We start from the raw sequence: 16,936 nt of genomic DNA, 5'->3' as shown, positions 1-16,936 counted from the left end.
TAAGCAGGATTTTTTTTGCCTTTTTTTTTGACGCTGAACATAGAAATAAAACCTTCCAAAGATTTTTAAAAACTTATTATAGCCTATCTTTGTATGATCAGATAAAGTAGCCTGTTATCCGTAAATGGGTGATAGGCTAATTTTTAATTAAAATATTAAATGAAAAAAGGAATAATTATTCTCTTGGCAGCAGCATCAGGGCTAACTGCCTGTAACAAGTTCGAAAAGGGTGAAGGAGATATGACTTACAAGATCTATCAAAGTGAGGGTAAGCCAAAAATTCAGGAAGGTGATTATGTAAAGTTAAATGGTGTTCAAACCGTAGAAACCAACAACAATCCCGATTCGGTAATGGTCAATACATACGACAATGAACGTCCTGCATTCTTTGCCATTAGTAAATCGATGTTTAAAGGTGATTTGGCCTCTGGACTAAAACTGCTGGGTGAAGGGGATAGTGCTGTCTTTAAACTGAACCTGGATTCGATGGAGAAATATTCAGGTCAGCCGAAACCAAAAGGGTTAAAGTCGAATATTGCGTCATTTACCATTAAAATTGAGAAGGTTTTACATAAAGGGAAAGATCCCGATTCTATTTTTGAAGCAAAGAAAAGACTTTTTTTCGAAGCTGAATACAAAGCATTAAATGATAAAAATAAAACGGTAGAGCCTGCCAAAATAGCTAAGTATATTGAAGAAAACAACCTGAAGATGACTACTGCACCGTCTGGCTTGCAGTATGTGATTTATGCTCCTGGAAACTCTGAAAGAGCCACTTTAACAGATACAGTTTTAATTGATTACACGGGCCAGTTTACCAATAAAAAATCAAATGGGGGATTAAACGTCTTTGATACTTCAAATGCTAAAATTGCAAAAGAGGCTGGTATTTTCTCCGAAAATGTACAATATGTACCACGAGGCTTACCATTGGGCCAATTGCCACAAGGAGTGATCCAGGGTATTCAAATGATTGGAGTTGGTGGCAAGATCAAAATGATTTTGCCCTCTAAATTGGGTTTTGGGGAAAGTGGTGGTGGACCCATCAATCCGTTTACACCATTGGTATTTGATGTCGAATTAAAAGGCATTATTAAGCCAAATGCAGCTTTGCCATTAGCTAAATAAATTTATTTAGACCTCGCAGTTTTTCAAAGCCTGCGAGGTCTTCAATCTAAATCCAATCTTTAAAAGGTTTAACCGTGAGGTTAGAATTGTAATATTTTGCCTCTTCGGTAACTTCGGTACTTACCCAATCTGGTAAATCAAAACGCTCATCTTCACTTTCCAGTTCTATTTCTGCAACAATTAATCCTTCATTGTCACCAGAAAATACATCTACTTCCCAAAGTTTGCCGTTAAACTCAATTTCGTGCCGGGTTTTCGAAAGCTCGGAAACCGAGAAGTTATCCAGCAATTCTGTGGCTTCGCCAACCGGAATTTCATATTCATATTCCAACCTCGACGCACCAATGGTTTGCCCTTTGATGGTTAAAAAACCTTTAGTTTCTGTTGCCCTTACCCGTATCGTTTTAGTTTTATCAGTTAACAGATAGCCCTGCCTTAAAAGTTTCCCTTTTGGCTTGGTCAAGTTATCCCACTTTGGCTGATGGATTAAAAATTTGCGCTCTGTTTCTTTTCCCATTTTATCTTGCCCTTTTCTGTAAATCTGCAACAGGCATACTGATCAATCTTCCGATAGGCTGTTTACCACGATAGGTAATTACGCGCAACATACTGGCATCTTTAGGTACCTGTAAAGCAGCCGTATACTTAGGGTAAAAACGGTCGGGCGCAGAGTTGTCAAAACTGTAGTAAATGTCTAAGCCATCTATTTCTGTTGTCAGTTCTACCATCAGCTGTTTATCTGCGCTGCGTTTTACGGTAAAAATCGGATCATAGATAGCAGGTGAATATTTAATCTCTGCTAAATCCAGTCGTTTGAAATGCTGTTGCGTACGATCGACAAAATTTGTCCAGTTTTTCTTGTCAATAGGGCTCCAAATGGATTCAGCAATAGCAAATGCACGGGGGTAAAGCATGTATTCAACCTGGCGGAAAGTGAAAATCTGCTCTGTCCAAAGGTTAGCCTGTGCACCAATAATGTACTTTGCATTTACACCTGCCGGAACAGGATTAAATTGGTAAGCTTTGTTTAACCTAAGCGAAGCATATACTTTTGGCTCCGTAATAGCGTCAGCCTGCATATAGTCCAGATAGGCGAAATCGGTAGGGCTCATCACCACATTGTGTTTATCATTGGCGGCCTGGATTCCGTATTTCATTCCCCTCCAACTCATTACTGCAGCTGTTGGCGATACCCCTCCTTCAAGAATCTCGTCCCAACCCATAAATTTCTTACCTTTCGAAATCACGATCTGTTCTACCCGTTTTTCAAAATAAGCCTGCACCTGCGGCATGGTTTTTAATCCTTCTCGAAGCATTAAAGCTTTAATTTGATCGTTCTTTTCCCAGAAATTATGCGGCGCTTCATCACCACCCATGTGGATGTATTCGAAAGGGAACAGGTTAGCTACCTGGGTAAGTACCGAATCTAAAAATACGTAAACCTTTTCATTGGCCGGGCAAAGTGTATTATCAACCAAGGCCGTTGGTGGCGCACCACGGCTCCAATCCATTATTTTCTCTCCTGAACGAACCTTATAATTAACGGCCTCTGGTGTGCATGATAACTCTGGATAAGAGGCAATGATAGCTAAACTATGTCCCGGAACATCAATTTCCGGCAATATGTTTACAAAACGTTCCTGTGCATACTGAACAAGTTCTTTAATGTCTTCCTGGGTATAAAATCCACCATAAGTGCGGGGCTCATCAGGTGCAGGTGGAGTAAAATCACCGAAAGTTCCGGTTTTTTTAACACTCCAGGCACCGATTTCGGTTAATTTCGGCAAGCCTTTAATTTCAATCCTCCAGCCTTCATCATCGGCAAGGTGTAAATGTAAAAGGTTGAATTTATAGCGCACCATACCATCAATAAACTGTTTTACTTCTTGCTTGGTAAAAAAATGACGGGCAACATCGAACATCAAACCTCGCCAGCCTAATTTCGGATAGTCTATTACATCTACACAGGGTGCTTTCCATTTGATGCCGTTTACCAACTCTTTACTTTCTATTTCGGCTGGGAAAAGCTGCAGTAATGATTGAACACCGTAAAAAATACCGGCCGGCTGGTTAGCTGTGATGACAACCTGTGTAGGGTTAACATTTAATTTATAGCCCTCTTTACCCAGTTGTACATCTTCCTGTGTATTTAAAATCAGTTTGATGGTAGGATGGGACGAATTGCTTACCGAACTCACAAATTTTCCCGTGGCAGTTGTAATCCTGTCAGACAGATAATTAATGGATTGCTTTAATTCTGTACTTTTAGCCGCCTGTACAATTATATTTTCAGGCAAGGTAAATGTACCTGCCTTTTTTACCAACAATACAGGCTCAGGTATGATAGCAATTGGCGTTTGCGCAACTTCACTCTCGGCATCGCCTATTTCAGTTTCTGTAACAATAGATTGGGCGAAGATATTAGCTGCGAAAAAGCAGCAGGAGATAATCAGGAATAATTTTTTCATGAAAATAATTAAAGCGGATTGACCGGATAAGTATAATCTGCAATTTATTAAAAAGATTTTAATGAAGGTATTTGTTTTCTCAATTAACCACCGAGGTCACAAAGAAAAGCACGGAGATAGCAGAGCCGGAGGCTGATAAGCCGGCGATTTGTTAGCCTGAGCGGAGTCGGATACTAACAGCAAATCTATATATATCAGATTCTTCATTGAGTTATCAATAACGGATTTAAAAAAATCGATCATCTCGACTGTAGCGCAGCGAAATGGAGAGATCTATCTTGGCGGATTTTCACTCTTAAGATTAGTCTTAATGGCATGAATAAATGCCTCGTGTATATTTTTGCAAAAAGGGCTTTGCTGATCTTTCAGCCTCTCGGGATGCCATTGGACAAATAACAAAAAAGATTTTCCTTGAGGTTCAAACCTTTCCATGGCTTCGGTAACCCCATCAGGAGATAGGGCACTCACCACGAGTCCTTTTCCTGTTTTATCGGTACTTTGGTGGTGGTTGCTGTTTACCAATCCCTTATCGGTATTCACCATCTGGCTTAGCCATGAAGTGGGATTTAAAATAATCTCATGATAGCGGTCTGATTTATCGTGCATTTTCGAATGATCAAATTTGCCCCATGTCGGAATGTCGGGAATCAGGGTGCCGCCAAAAAACACATTTCCGACCTGCATGCCCCTGCAAATGCCTAAAACCGGAATAGAATTGGCTTCGGTATACTTTAATACCTTAAATTCGAATTCATCGCGTTTTTCGTCTACATCATCATCATGACAGTAAGCATAATATTCAGGCTGATCGTAAAATCTTGGATGTACATCTTCGCCGCCAGTTAAGACAATACCATTACATTTTTTAATCTCGTCGAAATTATCGAGTTTATATCCAAGCTGGATTACTGTTATATCTTCACTATAGGATAAAACCCAATCCCGATAGATGTCGAATTTGCTGCAATCGGTAACGCCAATGATTATTTGATCAGCCATATCAATTATATTCGTTCTACTCCACGAATTACAAGATTACAAAATTTACCCCTAAAATGATAAATAAAAGGCTTTTGACACAAGTTTTAAGATAGCAATTAGTTCGAAGCATGTATCCTCACTAACCTTACTGCAATATTTGTTAATTTTTTTAAAGTGCTTTTGAGCATTTACCAGTTTTCTTATCTTGCATTACCAAACAATATCTTTATGTACAAAAATGCGCTCCAACCCTCTGCAAATTTTAAGAAGATGGCCCGTAAATCTATTCTGGCTATTTTATTATTTGTAGTAACCTACCTGCTATTGGTTTCTGCCGCGGTGGTTTTAACTATCCTTTCAGCGTATGCAGGGCTTATGCTCATCGTAGCCAAGCCGATGGTAATTACGATTATGCTTGGCGGTGGATTGATCTGTTTTGGCGTGTTGATCTTAATTTTTTTGGTGAAGTTTATATTCAAGGTTAACAAAATTGACCGCTCTCACTTAACACAGGTTACCAAAGCAGAACAACCGGCACTTTTCAAAATGATTGACGAAATTGTGATCGCCGTAGGTACTGATTTTCCTAAAAAGGTTTATTTTTCGTCAGAGGTTAATGCCTCAGTATTTTACGATTCCAGTTTTTGGAGCATGTTCCTTCCGGTAAGAAAAAATCTGCACATTGGCCTGGGGCTTATGAATACGATATCAATCGATGAGCTAAAGGCAATTCTTGCACATGAATTTGGGCATTTTTCACAAAAGAGTATGCGTACCGGTAGTTATGTATACAATGTTAACCAAGTGATCTACAATACACTTTACGATAACGAAGGCTACAGTCATTTTGCTCAACAGATCGCGAATGTGAGCAATTACTTCGCATTTTTTGTTGTTTTAGCTGGTAAAATAACCGGTGGAATACAGTTTATGTTAAAAAAAATCTATGATGTTGTTAACCTGAACCATTTGGCACTTTCAAGGGAAATGGAATTTCATGCTGACACCGTTGCGGCAAGTATTGCCGGCTCCGATGCTTTGATTACCGCTCTTCACCGCTTACAGCTTGCTGACTATTCGCTGAACAATGTATTTAGCTATTACAATGATAGAATAAAGGATAAGGAAAAAACAAATAACATTTTTCCACAGCAAAAATTTGTGATGGATTTTTATGCCAGTCTTCAGCAGATCAGGACAGTGCATAATCTTCCAATAGTGTCTGAAGAACATTATAATAAATTCAATAAAAGTAAACTCGTTCTGAAAGATCAATGGTCTTCACATCCAAGTACTGCAGATCGGGTAATACATCTTAAGCAACTGAATTTTCCGCTGAAAAGTTATGGTTCCGGTATAGCAATAGATTTATTGGTCAATAAAGATGAAGTACTTGAAGAGATTACAAAAAAACTTTTTGATGCAATAGATTATGGAGATACTCCTCTAATTTCAGATTTAAGTAAGTTTGAAGAAGGTTTTTTTGAAAATCAGCGACAAAATGCATTTCATCAGTTATATAATGGCTATTTTGATTTCAGAAATCCACCTCAAGATCTCGAAGCTGATGCATTTCAAAAAATAACATTTACCATCGCGTTAGACGTTGAGGATTTTTTTAGCGATGAAAATTTAAGTTTGATATATCTCCATGACGGTATTAATGAAGATTTAAATCTGCTTAAGCAAATCGAGGATAAGACTTTTGACGTTAAAACCTTTGATTACGATGGAAAAAGATTCACACAGGATGGTTGTCGGGATTTAATTAGTCGCTTAGAAAATGAATCCAGGGATTTGGAAGATCAACTGAAGAAATTAGATATACAGATCTTTGAATATTTTCTATCTCTTTCCGCTGAGCAAGGCCGAAAGGAAGAATTTGTAAATTTTTATGGCACCTATCAAACCATCCACTCACTTTTAGAAGACCAGAATAATTGTCATCATAAAATTGCGCAGGCGACTTCTTTCATGCATACGCGTACAGCTGTTGAAACGATTGAACAACAGATGCATTTGGTCAAGAATGAAGAAATTAGATTTAAAGAAGAACTTTTAAAATTACTCGCAAACCCCTTGTACAGTGAGCAGATAAATGAAGAAGATAAAAAACTGATCGAAAAATTTACATCATCAGATTATAAGTATTTTGCAGGGGGTAGCTATTTTAATCTCCAGGTAGACGAACTTTTTGAATCGATCCAGTTATTTGTAAAGATTATTAATGTTACAAATTTTAAGTCCAAAAAGAAATTACTGGATTTTCAAGTAGAATTGGTAAACGTACATCGAAGTAAAAGCGTTAAGTTAATTGCTGATTAATCTTTTTTAAATAAAAAAGCAGGCTTTATGAAGCAATTTCATAAAGCCTGCTTTAGTTTTTGGTCACTGTAGCGACTTAACTTTCCTGATCTTTGTTTCTATTCACAATCTGGCTGTCCCTTGTGTTTTTCTGTACCGCAATAGCACCAAAAAGAGAAAGCAAAAAAGCAAAAGCATAAAATCCTTTTTCACTGGGTAACAAAGTGGCATTCCACAAACCGATTACCAGTAGGGTAATGGTCAATAATGTTGAAAACCAACTGATGCCATAATAGATCTCAGTTACAGGGATTCCTTCCAATTTATCTCGAACAGCTTTTTGCAAAGAGATAACCGCGAAAAGGCCAAACATCAATACGGTAAAATAGTATCCTTTTTCATTAAGAAGCATATCAGAACGCCACAGGCCCACGATAAAGCCGATCATTCCGGTGCCCAGGGCAATCCAGGAGGCCGCCACAAATGCATTTGAGGGTTTTTGATTCATATTTGAGATTTAATTTAATTCGATAGACAAAGCTAAAGATGGGTAAAAGGTATAAAATTAAAAGCAATTGATATAAAATGTTTTTAAATCAGATGTATTTAGATATAAAAAACCAAACAAAATCCCATCTTTTGCATTATAGCTGTATACTCTTATCTTAGTCATATGCGAACATTGCTTACTTCTGCTCAAATGCGCAGTGCTGATCAGTTTACCATAGCCAATAAGCCCATTGCATCAATTGATTTGATGGAAAAAGCTGCAAGGGCTTTTGTGCAGTGCTTTTTGAGAGAGGAGTTCGATACCAGCAAAAGCATAGCTATATTTTGTGGTAAGGGAAATAATGGGGGAGACGGACTGGCTATCGCACATTTACTTCTTGCTAACGGATATGAGAATTTAAAAGTTTACATTGTTGATTTCAGCGAAAAACAAAGCGGGGATTTTGCGATCAACCTGCAACGGATGGAGGAAACACGCTGTAAAAAAACAATTATCAGTCGGGCTGCAGATCTAAAAAACCTGAAGGCTGATATTATTATTGATGCCATTTTAGGTTCCGGCTTAAATAAACCCTTAAGCGGAGAATTTGAAGCGCTGGCGGGGACCATAAATAAGATGAACAGAAAAGTATATGCGGTTGATGTACCTACGGGTTTTTTTGCTGAGGGTAAATTGCCAAAAGATTATAATGGAATAAAGGCCTATAAGACCATTTGCTTTCAAAGACCCAAGATTAATTTTTTCTTTCCTGAATCGGCCATGGCGACGGAAAAGTATGAGGTAGCTGATATTGATCTGGATGAAGCTTTTATCCAAAAGCAGGATGCAGATTTCTATTTATTGGAAACTTCTGATATAGAGAAGATCCTGCAGCCCCGGAAATTGTTCAGTCATAAAGGTACCTACGGCCACGCTTTGATTATAGCGGGTAATAACCATACCATGGGCGCGGCATTGCTTTCTGCTATGGCCTGTTTACATACAGGGGCAGGATTAACCACTGCTTGCATTCCGCAAGGGGGATTAACCGCCTTAAATACTACTTTGCCAGAGGTAATGGCCCTGCCAAGAGATGAATACACGAGGATAGAAGACCCGAAAAAATATCAGGCAATTGCGATTGGACCAGGCTTAGGTACCGATGCTGATCATGAAAAACTATTGGAAAGTTTGCTTATCACGAACCTTCCGCTGATTATTGATGCAGATGCACTGAATATTTTAGGTAAAAGGCCCGATTTAATGGATAAACTTGTTGCGAATACTGTGATCACTCCGCATATGAAAGAGTTTGATCGGCTATTTGGCGAACACGATAACTGGTGGGACAGGGTGCAAACGGCACAATTACGATCTAAAAAACAAGGAATCGTTATCGTGCTTAAAAACCAGTATACTTTTATCTGTTTGCCAACAGGTAAGGTACTCATCAATCCTACAGGTAATCCGGCAATGGCACAGGGTGGAATGGGGGATGTGCTTACCGGTATGATTACAGGTTTTAAAGCGCAGGGATATCCGGCACCAGAGGCTGCTATTCTGGCCTGCTATATTCATGGTCGGGCAGGTGACAATTTAGCAGAGGAGCAGTTTGTCGTTGCCGCATCGCAGCTCGCTACCAGAATATCGAAAGAGATTAAAGTATTCATTCCCAAATAGATTCGATACATTTTTTTAAAAAGGAAGCTGTATTAGCCCCCTATACTTACAGTTCACAATTTAGATTTTAAACAAATATTTTAATTAACAGATATCTTAAAAACGGAAAACAAATTTTTATGGCACAAAGAGAATACACTTTGAATGAACTCATTCAGGAATCGGCAGAGAACCCAAATGAAAACGATTTTTTTGAGTTAGAGAAACCAGCCATGCTGGAGGTAAACCTGAAAAATCAAAAAATCCTTGCAAAAGCCGGTTCGATGGTCGCTTACATCGGAAATATCGATTTTAAAAGAGAAGGGCTATTGAGTAAAGGGTTGGGCGGTTTATTGAAAAAAGCGATCTCTGGCGAAGGTACCTCACTGATGCATGCAACGGGAACAGGCAAATTATATCTGGCAGATGAAGGCAAAAAGGTTAAAATCATCAAACTTCAAAACGAAGCTGTTTTTGTAAATGGTAACGATGTTTTAGCATTGGAAGAGAATATAAAAAATGAAATAAAAATGTTAAAAAGCATTGCAGGGATGATGAGCGGCGGTTTATTTCAGGTCAAATTATCAGGAAGCGGTTATATTGCCATTACTACACACGGCGAACCGATTTTATTAAGGGTAACCGGTAATCAGCCTGTGTATACTGACCCAAATGCTACAGTAGCCTGGTCAGAAAACTTAACGCCTAACATTAAAACCAATTTAACTTTTGGCTCTTTTATAGGCCGGGGAAGTGGCGAATCTTTTCAGTTGGAATTTTTTGGTGAAGGATGGGTATTGGTACAGCCTTACGAAGAAGTGAAGTACGCAGCAAAGTCATAGTATTTTTAGTTCTTGACGGCACGAACCAGGTCAATAGAATCATCGTCGATCGCAGCGGAGAGATCCGTTATAACAAGATCTCTCCGCATGTGTTAATCAGGTATTGCATTGCGTTCAGCAAAAATATTTATCCATTTTTTCGGAAAGCAAATGCAGAAGTTTTAGGTGACAACAGTCCTGCCATCCGCTTTATCCCGATGAAAAACCGGGATGTTCGCTATTGTCAGGTTAGGTGGCACAGGCTGTATTACTATCAAAGGTTGAAACCCAAAACCTGTGTCTAAAGGTTATCTTCTCGTTTGCAATAGTGGATGGGTATTCGTGCAGTATATAAGGATGTGCCGTACCCAAGGAATCTTCGCATTGTTTGGTTAGGGGTATGCTAATCAGGCGTCAGTGAAATGTATTCATCATCGTGCTGATCCGATTGCTATCAGATCAGCACGACGATCATAAAATAAAAATCCCGACATTTTTCAATGTCAGGATTATAATAAAGTTATTCATTACGATCTCTACACACCACCCATAACGGTTATTTTGTCCATTGTTGGATTAACACTTCCGCCCATAGGCTCTAAGGTTACGGCAAAAGCCTGTGCTTCCTGGATAGCTTGCATTTTTACCAGCGCTTCATTATGCGTAGAGTCTGTTTTTCCGAAGAGGCCTAAACTTACCGGTTTGCCATTTACCAGGGCCCATAGCTGATATTCGTGTTGGGCATCAGTTTTTGGCAGATCCATTGCTACGTAATTAATCAATACACTTTTATCTTTTTTATTCCAGTACAGCTTCATTTTAGACGTTGGACTAAAGGCCTGTCCTGCCATACGGATGGTTGCCCATTCTTTGCTATCGGCCATTGCAGCCATATTGCCCAAGCCCTGATTTTCAAACTCAAGCTTGCTTACTATTCCTGCAAATTTCTGTTTATCGAGGTTTAAGCTGGCAATCTGGTCATGTGCGGCAGCTAATTTGTTGTATGTAATAAATAACGCTGCTGTACTCATCACCAATAGAGCGATACAAGCTACTAAGGCATAACGCAAAACTTTCACTTTACCATCACTTCCATCCAAACGTATAATTTTTGCTTCGTCTGTATAAGTTGGTTCAGGTTGAATATTTACGTTTGCTTCAGCCTCATTCAATCCCAATTGTTCAAATAATCTGGTTTGTATATCTGCAGAAGGTTGTACGGCGTTTTGCATAGCATACTTTTCCATAGCCAGCTCAATGGCGGCTATTTCATCCCTTACCCCAGGGTATTGCGATGCCATTTCCTCCACCCGCAATGTTTCTTCGGGTGATAAATCACCCAAAACATACAGTTCAAGTACTCCAGATTCGATATATGCTTTTAAATTTTCCACGCTCAATTAAAACTCCTTCTCAATTCAATAATAGCCAATCTGATCCGGGTTTTCACCGTACCTAATGGCAGATCTAACTTTTCTGCGGCTTCCACATGAGTGAAACCCTTGTAATAAACTAAATCAAGAACTGCTTGTAAATCCGGTTTAAGGTTATTTACAAGTTGCTTAACACCAAGAACATCGGGATTAAAAGTAACCTTGTTTTGCTCATCAACGAAACTTACGTTATTTTCTATGTCTTGGTTTTTGAGTGAATTCTTAAAATCTTTAGAACGTAATTTATCGATAGATAAATTGCGCGCAATATTCATCATCCACGTAAATAAACGCCCTTTGGTATGATCATAGTGTGCGGCAGATTGCCAGATTTTTACAAAGGTTTCCTGTAGCACATCTTCAGCAAGCTCGGTATGGGTAATAATGCGTGAAATAACGCCATAGAGTGCTGACGAATACATACTGTATAATGTTTTTAGTACCGCTGGATCTTTCGATTGCAGTGCTAGCACAAGTTCTGGCTCAGTTAGGGTTAGTTTTTTAAATGCAGTCACTATGGTTACTAAGATACAATACACAACACCAAAAGCAAAAAAAAGTTTTATAAACACATTCCCGCAAGGAATACGATTATAAAACTTTTTGCATTTACCTGGGTAAGTGAACTATACTATCCCTTCAATCGGGAAAAGGTGTTTTTCTGCATGGTAAGATGAACGAACCAGCGGACCACTTTCTACATATTTTAAGCCTTTCGCCAAGCCGGCTTCCTTATACATAGCAAAAGTATCAGGATGGATCCAGTCAACCACCGGATGGTGATTGCGGGTTGGTTGTAAATATTGACCCAAGGTGAGGATGTGCACGCCATTGGCCACTAAATCGTCCATCGCTTCGAAAATATCTTCTTCAGTTTCGCCTAAACCAAGCATAATACCTGTTTTTGTTCTTAAACCAAATTCCGAAATTCTTTTGAGTGCTTCTAAGCTTCTATCATATTTTGCCTGTATACGCACTTGTCTGGTTAAACGCTTAACCGTTTCCATATTGTGTGAAACCACTTCCGGACGTTCTTCTAAAACACGGTATAAATTATCCCATTGTCCCTTAAAATCGGGTATCAAAGTTTCTAAAGTGGTCACCGGGCTTTCCCTGCGGATGGCTTGTAAGGTTTCTGCCCAGATGATTGAGCCGCCATCTTTTAAGTCATCACGATCTACTGAAGTAATTACACAATGTTTAACTCCCATTAATTTTACCGAATCGGCAATGCGGTTGGGCTCGTCAACGTCAACAGCCAAAGGGCGGCCGGTAGCTACCGCACAAAAAGAACAGCTGCGGGTACAAATGTTCCCTAAAATCATGAATGTTGCCGTACCTGCACCCCAGCATTCGCCCATATTCGGGCAATTGCCACTTTCGCAGATGGTATGGAGCTTATGTGTGTCTACTAAACTGCGAACTTGCGCATACTCTTTACCAACAGGTAATTTTACACGTAACCAATCTGGTTTACGCTTTACTTCAGTCACAGCAGGTACTACTGGTAAATCAATCATGGTACAAAGTTAATGAATAGGATTGAATTGTTGCAACGCCGAAATGTTTGAGGGTTGTAATAATAGTTGGAGTATATGGCCAATTGTGGTTCATCATTAAATGGTGTAGGTATAAGTAAATTAGTTTAGTAAGTGTAGTTGCTTAAAGTGCTAAAACCTGCCAGCTAAACCCTATTGAAGCGGCAGCTCCCGATTTTTCCATCGGGACTATAGCGGAAAGAGGGACTGCTGTTGCCGATGAGCAGTACAGCACCTTTTCCAAAAATAAAACCGTTTTAAAATCCATCCCAAAAAAATAAGGGATGATATGCCCCGGAGGTTAACTGGAAATCATATGCTCAACAATACAATTTTAAAGGTTTTAACTTTCTAACTAAATCTTACATTTGCAATATGAATACTGGCTTACAGCTTTACAATACGCTTTCGCGCAAAAAGGAACTTTTTCACCCCTTGAATGCACCCAATGTTGGGATGTATGTTTGCGGTCCTACTGTTTACAGCGATGTGCACCTGGGCAATTGTCGTACATTTATCTCGTTTGATTTAATTTTCAGGTACCTGAAGTATTCTGGCTATAAGGTGCGTTACGTACGTAATATTACCGATGCAGGCCATTTGGAAGGCGATAGGGATGAAGGTGATGATAAGTTTGCAAAACGTGCGAAACTGGAACAGCTTGAGCCGATGGAAATCGTACAGAAATATACTTTGGGTTTCCATGATGTATTACGTATGTTCAATACACAGCCACCAAGTATTGAACCTACTGCTACCGGACACATTATTGAGCAGATCGAAATGATTAAAGTGATTATGGCCAATGGTTATGGTTATGAGGTGGATGGCAATGTATATTTTGATGTAGAAAAATATAGCAAGGAATATAATTATACCATTTTAACCAACCGCAACCTTGAAGATATGCTGAACAATACCCGCGAACTGGGAGGACAGGATGATAAACGCGGAAGGTTAGACTTTGCCTTGTGGATCAAAGCAAAGCCTGAAACCTTAATGCAGTGGCAATCGCCATGGGGCATGGGTTTTCCGGGCTGGCATATTGAATGTTCGGCTATGAGTGCCAAATATTTAGGGGCTGAATTTGATATTCATGGTGGCGGAATGGATTTGGCAGCAACTCACCATACCAATGAAATTGCACAATCTGAAGCTTGCAGCCATAAACAACCCGCACGCTACTGGATGCACACCAATATGCTTACGGTAAATGGTACGCGCATGTCCAAATCGGCTGGTAACGGTTTTCTCCCTTTGGAGTTGTTTACGGGAGATCACCCTTTGCTAAAAAAAGGGTACAGCCCGATGACGGTAAAGTTTTTTATGTTGCAGGCGCATTACCGCAGCACTTTGGATTTCTCTAATGACGCATTAGATGCTTCAGAAAAAGGTTTCCGTCGTTTGATGTCGGCAATTGGTTTGTTGGATAAACTATCCGTTTCCGAACAAAACGATTTTGATATCGATGCATTGAAAGAAAAATGCATTAATGCGATGAATGATGATTTTAACAGTCCTATTTTGGTTGCTGAATTATTTGAGGCGGTCAGGATTATCAATACCGTTTATGATGGTAAGGGAAAAATCTCGGCAGAAGAACTGGAAAAGTTAAAGCAACTTATAAATGATTTCGTATTTGATATTTTAGGCTTAAAAGATGAGGATGCCGGAAGCAACGACTTAAATGGCGTTTTAGATATGGTTATTAACCTTAGAACTGAGGCTAAAGCGAATAAAGATTACGCCACTTCTGACCGGATTCGTATTGGTTTACAGGAATTGGGCATTCAGCTTAAAGATGGCAAAGAGGGAACTACCTGGAGTAAAGCTTAGGCCGTTTGGGTATTGAACAGGAGAATTGGAGCTGATTTGTACAGCCAGGCGGTTTCGCTTTAAAGTAAAGCGTGGTGAGGATGAATTACAGCCTAAAACAGGTCTTTATGTGCAATTGTTAATTACTTTTAAGGCCTTGCATTAAAGAAAATTTTATATTCGCCAAACATATTATACTAACTGATAAATGAAAAACTTATTTTCAACTGCAATCGCTTCGCTTTTAGCTTTAGGTGCTTTTGCTCAAAAAAGCGACGGAACAACCAAATCTTTAATAAATGCTGAAAAGGATTTTGCTAAGTCAATTGCCAAAAATGGAGATAAAGAAGCTTTTATAGACTACTCAACCACCGGTACTTTAGTATTCAGGCCAAACCCGGTTAATGCCAAAACTTTTTATGCAGCGAAGGCAAATGCAGAGAATGACGTAACATGGACACCGAATCTGGCAAAAGTATCGCGCAGTGGCGACTTGGGTTTTACCACGGGAGCATATGAAGTTGGTACTTCAGAAAAAAAATATGGCCAATACTTATCCATCTGGAAATCGGAAAACGGCAGATGGAAATTAGCCATTGATTTAGGAACGGAAAGCAATAAACCTTTAACGAAAGTTACGCCATCATTTATAGAACCCAAAGACCACGTTGCACCAAAGTTTTTGAATGAAAGAGAAATTAAGGCGGGGAAAGAAATTATTTTAACCACTGAAAAAACATTAAATACCTTATTAAAAACACATGGTATTGCTGCTTTTGGCGGCTTTTTAACCAACGATGCACGTTTGCTTTTTCCTGGGAACGAGGCTATTGACGGAAAGGGAAAAATTATTGCTTTTTATAACAGTATGATCAGCAAAATTAACCTGAAAACAACTGGAGTAGATAAAGCAATAGGCAGTGATCTGGCTTATACCTACGGTGTTGCCACTATCGATTACAAAGCCGATTTACGGGAAAGTTTTAACTACGTTTTCGTTTATGAAAAGGCAGCAGATGCGAGCTGGAATTTAATTGTTCAGGCTTTTGTGCCGGCAGAAAGATAAACAACAAAAATGTGAATAAAGAGGGGCTATCGATAAAAGAGGCCCTTTTTTTATTTAGGGCTATGGTTTGCCGAAACGTTCGGGCTTAGCCCAGATCCGATAACTAACTATCGGATGAAGCGGCATCCTTGTAGCGCAGCGGAAAGGTATAGCGGAAAGCAGGAAAAAACATTAAAAACAGTACTTCATCTGCGCTACGAGAGAAAAATATCGCCAATAAAATTATCTGTTTTACGTTTAAAAATTATGTATAAAAATTTACTTATCTTCTCTGTTCTACTTTTATTTTGTTTCAACGTTTCTGCTCAAAAAAAGAAATTCGATGTACAGGGCAAAGCCGGCGCCCGCGGTATTATGCCGGAGAATACCGTGGAAGGAATGTTGAAAGCCATAGATTTAGGCGTTACCACCCTGGAAATGGATGCCGTGATTTCAAAAGATAAACAAGTGCTGCTTTCGCAAGAACCCTACTTTAATAACGAAATTTCTTTACTGCCCAATGGTAAACCGATTACTTTAAAAGATCAAAAGAATTATAACATCTATAAAATGAATTATGAGGAGATCAAAAAGTTTGATGTAGGCACCAAAGTTCACAGCCGTTTTCCCGGACAGATGAAGTTTAAAGCTTATAAGCCTTTACTCTCTGAAACTATAGATGCGGTTGAGGCTTATGTTAAAGAACATAAACTTGCCAAACCTGTTTACAGCATTGAAACAAAAACGATTAAAAATGGCGACAACGAATTTCACCCAGAACCTGCAGAATTTGTAGAACTGATTATGGACGTCATTCATTCGAAAAAAATTGCTAAAAGGGTGATTATAGAATCCTTTGATATGCGTACACTACAGTATTTGCATGAGAAATATCCAAAAATACAAACCTCTTTATTGATTGATGAAAAAGAGCCTTTTGAAGATTATATCGAAAAATTGGGTTTTAAACCAACTATCTATAGCCCTTATTCAGTTTTAGTTGGTAAGGGTTTGGTAGATCGCTGTCATGACATGGGCATTAAAATTATCCCCTGGACGGTAAATACAGTAAAGGAGGTAAAATACTTCAAAAGTTTAGGCGTTGATGGAATTATTACCGATTTTCCAAACATTATGGGGCAATTAGATAAATAGCTTCTGTCGGTAAAGTTAGGCTTAACGTTTCTACGTATTAAGAATAAGACGGAGTTTCGAATTTAATTGAAAAACGGATCAAAAAGTCTTGTCTACTCT

At 39.0% G+C, this 16,936-nt stretch carries 14 protein-coding genes; 7 read left to right on the top strand and 7 right to left on the bottom strand.

Translation table 11 applies throughout. The features are described 5' to 3' along the window. Nucleotides 1-159 precede the first annotated feature (159 nt). Nucleotides 160-1,128 carry an FKBP-type peptidyl-prolyl cis-trans isomerase gene (locus tag ACIQXP_RS22855; protein ID WP_090988162.1) on the top strand — a complete coding sequence of 323 codons (969 nt, stop codon included), beginning with the start codon at nucleotides 160-162 and terminating at the stop codon, nucleotides 1,126-1,128. A 46-nt stretch (nucleotides 1,129-1,174) separates the two neighbouring features. Here ACIQXP_RS22855 and ACIQXP_RS22850 read toward each other — a convergent pair whose 3' ends face one another. From ACIQXP_RS22850 to ACIQXP_RS22840, 3 genes are all read right to left on the bottom strand, one after another. Next, nucleotides 1,175-1,645 (bottom strand): CYTH domain-containing protein, encoded by a 471-nt coding sequence (locus tag ACIQXP_RS22850; protein WP_293742565.1) that lies wholly within the window; start codon nucleotides 1,643-1,645, stop codon nucleotides 1,175-1,177. A gap of 1 nt (nucleotide 1,646) precedes the next feature. Further along, nucleotides 1,647-3,596 carry a beta-N-acetylhexosaminidase gene (locus ACIQXP_RS22845; RefSeq protein WP_387508087.1) on the bottom strand — a complete coding sequence of 650 codons (1,950 nt, stop codon included), beginning with the start codon at nucleotides 3,594-3,596 and terminating at the stop codon, nucleotides 1,647-1,649. Nucleotides 3,597-3,869: 273 nt separating this feature from the next. After that, nucleotides 3,870-4,595 carry a gamma-glutamyl-gamma-aminobutyrate hydrolase family protein gene (locus ACIQXP_RS22840; protein WP_293742563.1) on the bottom strand — a complete coding sequence of 242 codons (726 nt, stop codon included), beginning with the start codon at nucleotides 4,593-4,595 and terminating at the stop codon, nucleotides 3,870-3,872. 210 nt (nucleotides 4,596-4,805) lie between these two features. On the opposite strand from ACIQXP_RS22840, the gene ACIQXP_RS22835 reads away from it, so the two are divergent. Continuing rightward, complete coding sequence (locus tag ACIQXP_RS22835) at nucleotides 4,806-6,902, top strand: M48 family metalloprotease (RefSeq protein WP_293742562.1); 2,097 nt, start codon at nucleotides 4,806-4,808, stop codon at nucleotides 6,900-6,902. Between the two features lie 76 nt (nucleotides 6,903-6,978). Here the strand turns inward: ACIQXP_RS22835 and yiaA are convergent, their stop codons facing one another. Beyond that, complete coding sequence (gene yiaA, locus ACIQXP_RS22830; protein ID WP_293742561.1) at nucleotides 6,979-7,389, bottom strand: inner membrane protein YiaA; 411 nt, start codon at nucleotides 7,387-7,389, stop codon at nucleotides 6,979-6,981. Between the two features lie 165 nt (nucleotides 7,390-7,554). On the opposite strand from yiaA, the gene ACIQXP_RS22825 reads away from it, so the two are divergent. Further along, nucleotides 7,555-9,051: an NAD(P)H-hydrate dehydratase gene (locus tag ACIQXP_RS22825; protein ID WP_293742560.1), complete on the top strand. Its 1,497-nt coding sequence runs from the start codon at nucleotides 7,555-7,557 to the stop codon at nucleotides 9,049-9,051. Nucleotides 9,052-9,170: 119 nt separating this feature from the next. Then, the gene (locus tag ACIQXP_RS22820) at nucleotides 9,171-9,872 is read left to right on the top strand and encodes an AIM24 family protein (protein WP_134204197.1); all 702 of its coding nucleotides are present in this window, start codon (nucleotides 9,171-9,173) and stop codon (nucleotides 9,870-9,872) included. A gap of 515 nt (nucleotides 9,873-10,387) precedes the next feature. On the opposite strand, the gene ACIQXP_RS22815 is transcribed toward ACIQXP_RS22820, so the two are convergent. The 3 genes from ACIQXP_RS22815 to lipA form a co-directional block, all read right to left on the bottom strand. Next, nucleotides 10,388-11,245 carry an anti-sigma factor gene (locus ACIQXP_RS22815; protein WP_293742559.1) on the bottom strand — a complete coding sequence of 286 codons (858 nt, stop codon included), beginning with the start codon at nucleotides 11,243-11,245 and terminating at the stop codon, nucleotides 10,388-10,390. Nucleotides 11,246-11,247: 2 nt separating this feature from the next. Continuing rightward, nucleotides 11,248-11,799: an RNA polymerase sigma factor gene (locus tag ACIQXP_RS22810; RefSeq protein ID WP_134204195.1), complete on the bottom strand. Its 552-nt coding sequence runs from the start codon at nucleotides 11,797-11,799 to the stop codon at nucleotides 11,248-11,250. 111 nt (nucleotides 11,800-11,910) lie between these two features. Continuing rightward, complete coding sequence (gene lipA / locus ACIQXP_RS22805) at nucleotides 11,911-12,804, bottom strand: lipoyl synthase (RefSeq protein ID WP_090988144.1); 894 nt, start codon at nucleotides 12,802-12,804, stop codon at nucleotides 11,911-11,913. Nucleotides 12,805-13,197: 393 nt separating this feature from the next. On the opposite strand from lipA, the gene cysS reads away from it, so the two are divergent. From cysS to ACIQXP_RS22790, 3 genes are all read left to right on the top strand, one after another. After that, on the top strand, nucleotides 13,198-14,658 hold the full coding sequence (cysS, locus tag ACIQXP_RS22800) for a cysteine--tRNA ligase (RefSeq protein ID WP_293742558.1): 1,461 nt from the start codon (nucleotides 13,198-13,200) through the stop codon (nucleotides 14,656-14,658). 187 nt (nucleotides 14,659-14,845) lie between these two features. After that, nucleotides 14,846-15,703: a nuclear transport factor 2 family protein gene (locus ACIQXP_RS22795; protein ID WP_293742557.1), complete on the top strand. Its 858-nt coding sequence runs from the start codon at nucleotides 14,846-14,848 to the stop codon at nucleotides 15,701-15,703. 114 nt (nucleotides 15,704-15,817) lie between these two features. Continuing rightward, nucleotides 15,818-16,837, top strand: a complete 1,020-nt coding sequence (locus ACIQXP_RS22790; RefSeq protein WP_400454249.1) for a glycerophosphodiester phosphodiesterase family protein — start codon at nucleotides 15,818-15,820, stop codon at nucleotides 16,835-16,837. Nucleotides 16,838-16,936: the final 99 nt, after the last annotated feature.

It is taken from the genome of Pedobacter suwonensis (assembly GCF_044762335.1).
Classification (GTDB): Bacteria; Bacteroidota; Bacteroidia; order Sphingobacteriales; family Sphingobacteriaceae; genus Pedobacter.
The sequence above is the reverse complement of the archived record's forward strand: the minus strand, read 5'-3'. Positions and strand labels throughout refer to the sequence as shown.

Coding starts and splice junctions, on each gene's coding strand:
- ACIQXP_RS22795 (WP_293742557.1), top strand. CDS start 14,846: ATGAAAAACTTATTTTCAACTGCAATCGCTTCGCTTTTAGCTTTAGGT.
- ACIQXP_RS22825 (WP_293742560.1), top strand. CDS start 7,555: ATGCGAACATTGCTTACTTCTGCTCAAATGCGCAGTGCTGATCAGTTT.
- ACIQXP_RS22850 (WP_293742565.1), bottom strand. CDS start 1,645: ATGGGAAAAGAAACAGAGCGCAAATTTTTAATCCATCAGCCAAAGTGG.
- ACIQXP_RS22790 (WP_400454249.1), top strand. CDS start 15,818: ATGAAGCGGCATCCTTGTAGCGCAGCGGAAAGGTATAGCGGAAAGCAG.
- lipA (WP_090988144.1), bottom strand. CDS start 12,804: ATGATTGATTTACCAGTAGTACCTGCTGTGACTGAAGTAAAGCGTAAA.
- ACIQXP_RS22845 (WP_387508087.1), bottom strand. CDS start 3,596: ATGAAAAAATTATTCCTGATTATCTCCTGCTGCTTTTTCGCAGCTAAT.
- ACIQXP_RS22820 (WP_134204197.1), top strand. CDS start 9,171: ATGGCACAAAGAGAATACACTTTGAATGAACTCATTCAGGAATCGGCA.
- cysS (WP_293742558.1), top strand. CDS start 13,198: ATGAATACTGGCTTACAGCTTTACAATACGCTTTCGCGCAAAAAGGAA.
- yiaA (WP_293742561.1), bottom strand. CDS start 7,389: ATGAATCAAAAACCCTCAAATGCATTTGTGGCGGCCTCCTGGATTGCC.
- ACIQXP_RS22835 (WP_293742562.1), top strand. CDS start 4,806: ATGTACAAAAATGCGCTCCAACCCTCTGCAAATTTTAAGAAGATGGCC.
- ACIQXP_RS22855 (WP_090988162.1), top strand. CDS start 160: ATGAAAAAAGGAATAATTATTCTCTTGGCAGCAGCATCAGGGCTAACT.
- ACIQXP_RS22840 (WP_293742563.1), bottom strand. CDS start 4,595: ATGGCTGATCAAATAATCATTGGCGTTACCGATTGCAGCAAATTCGAC.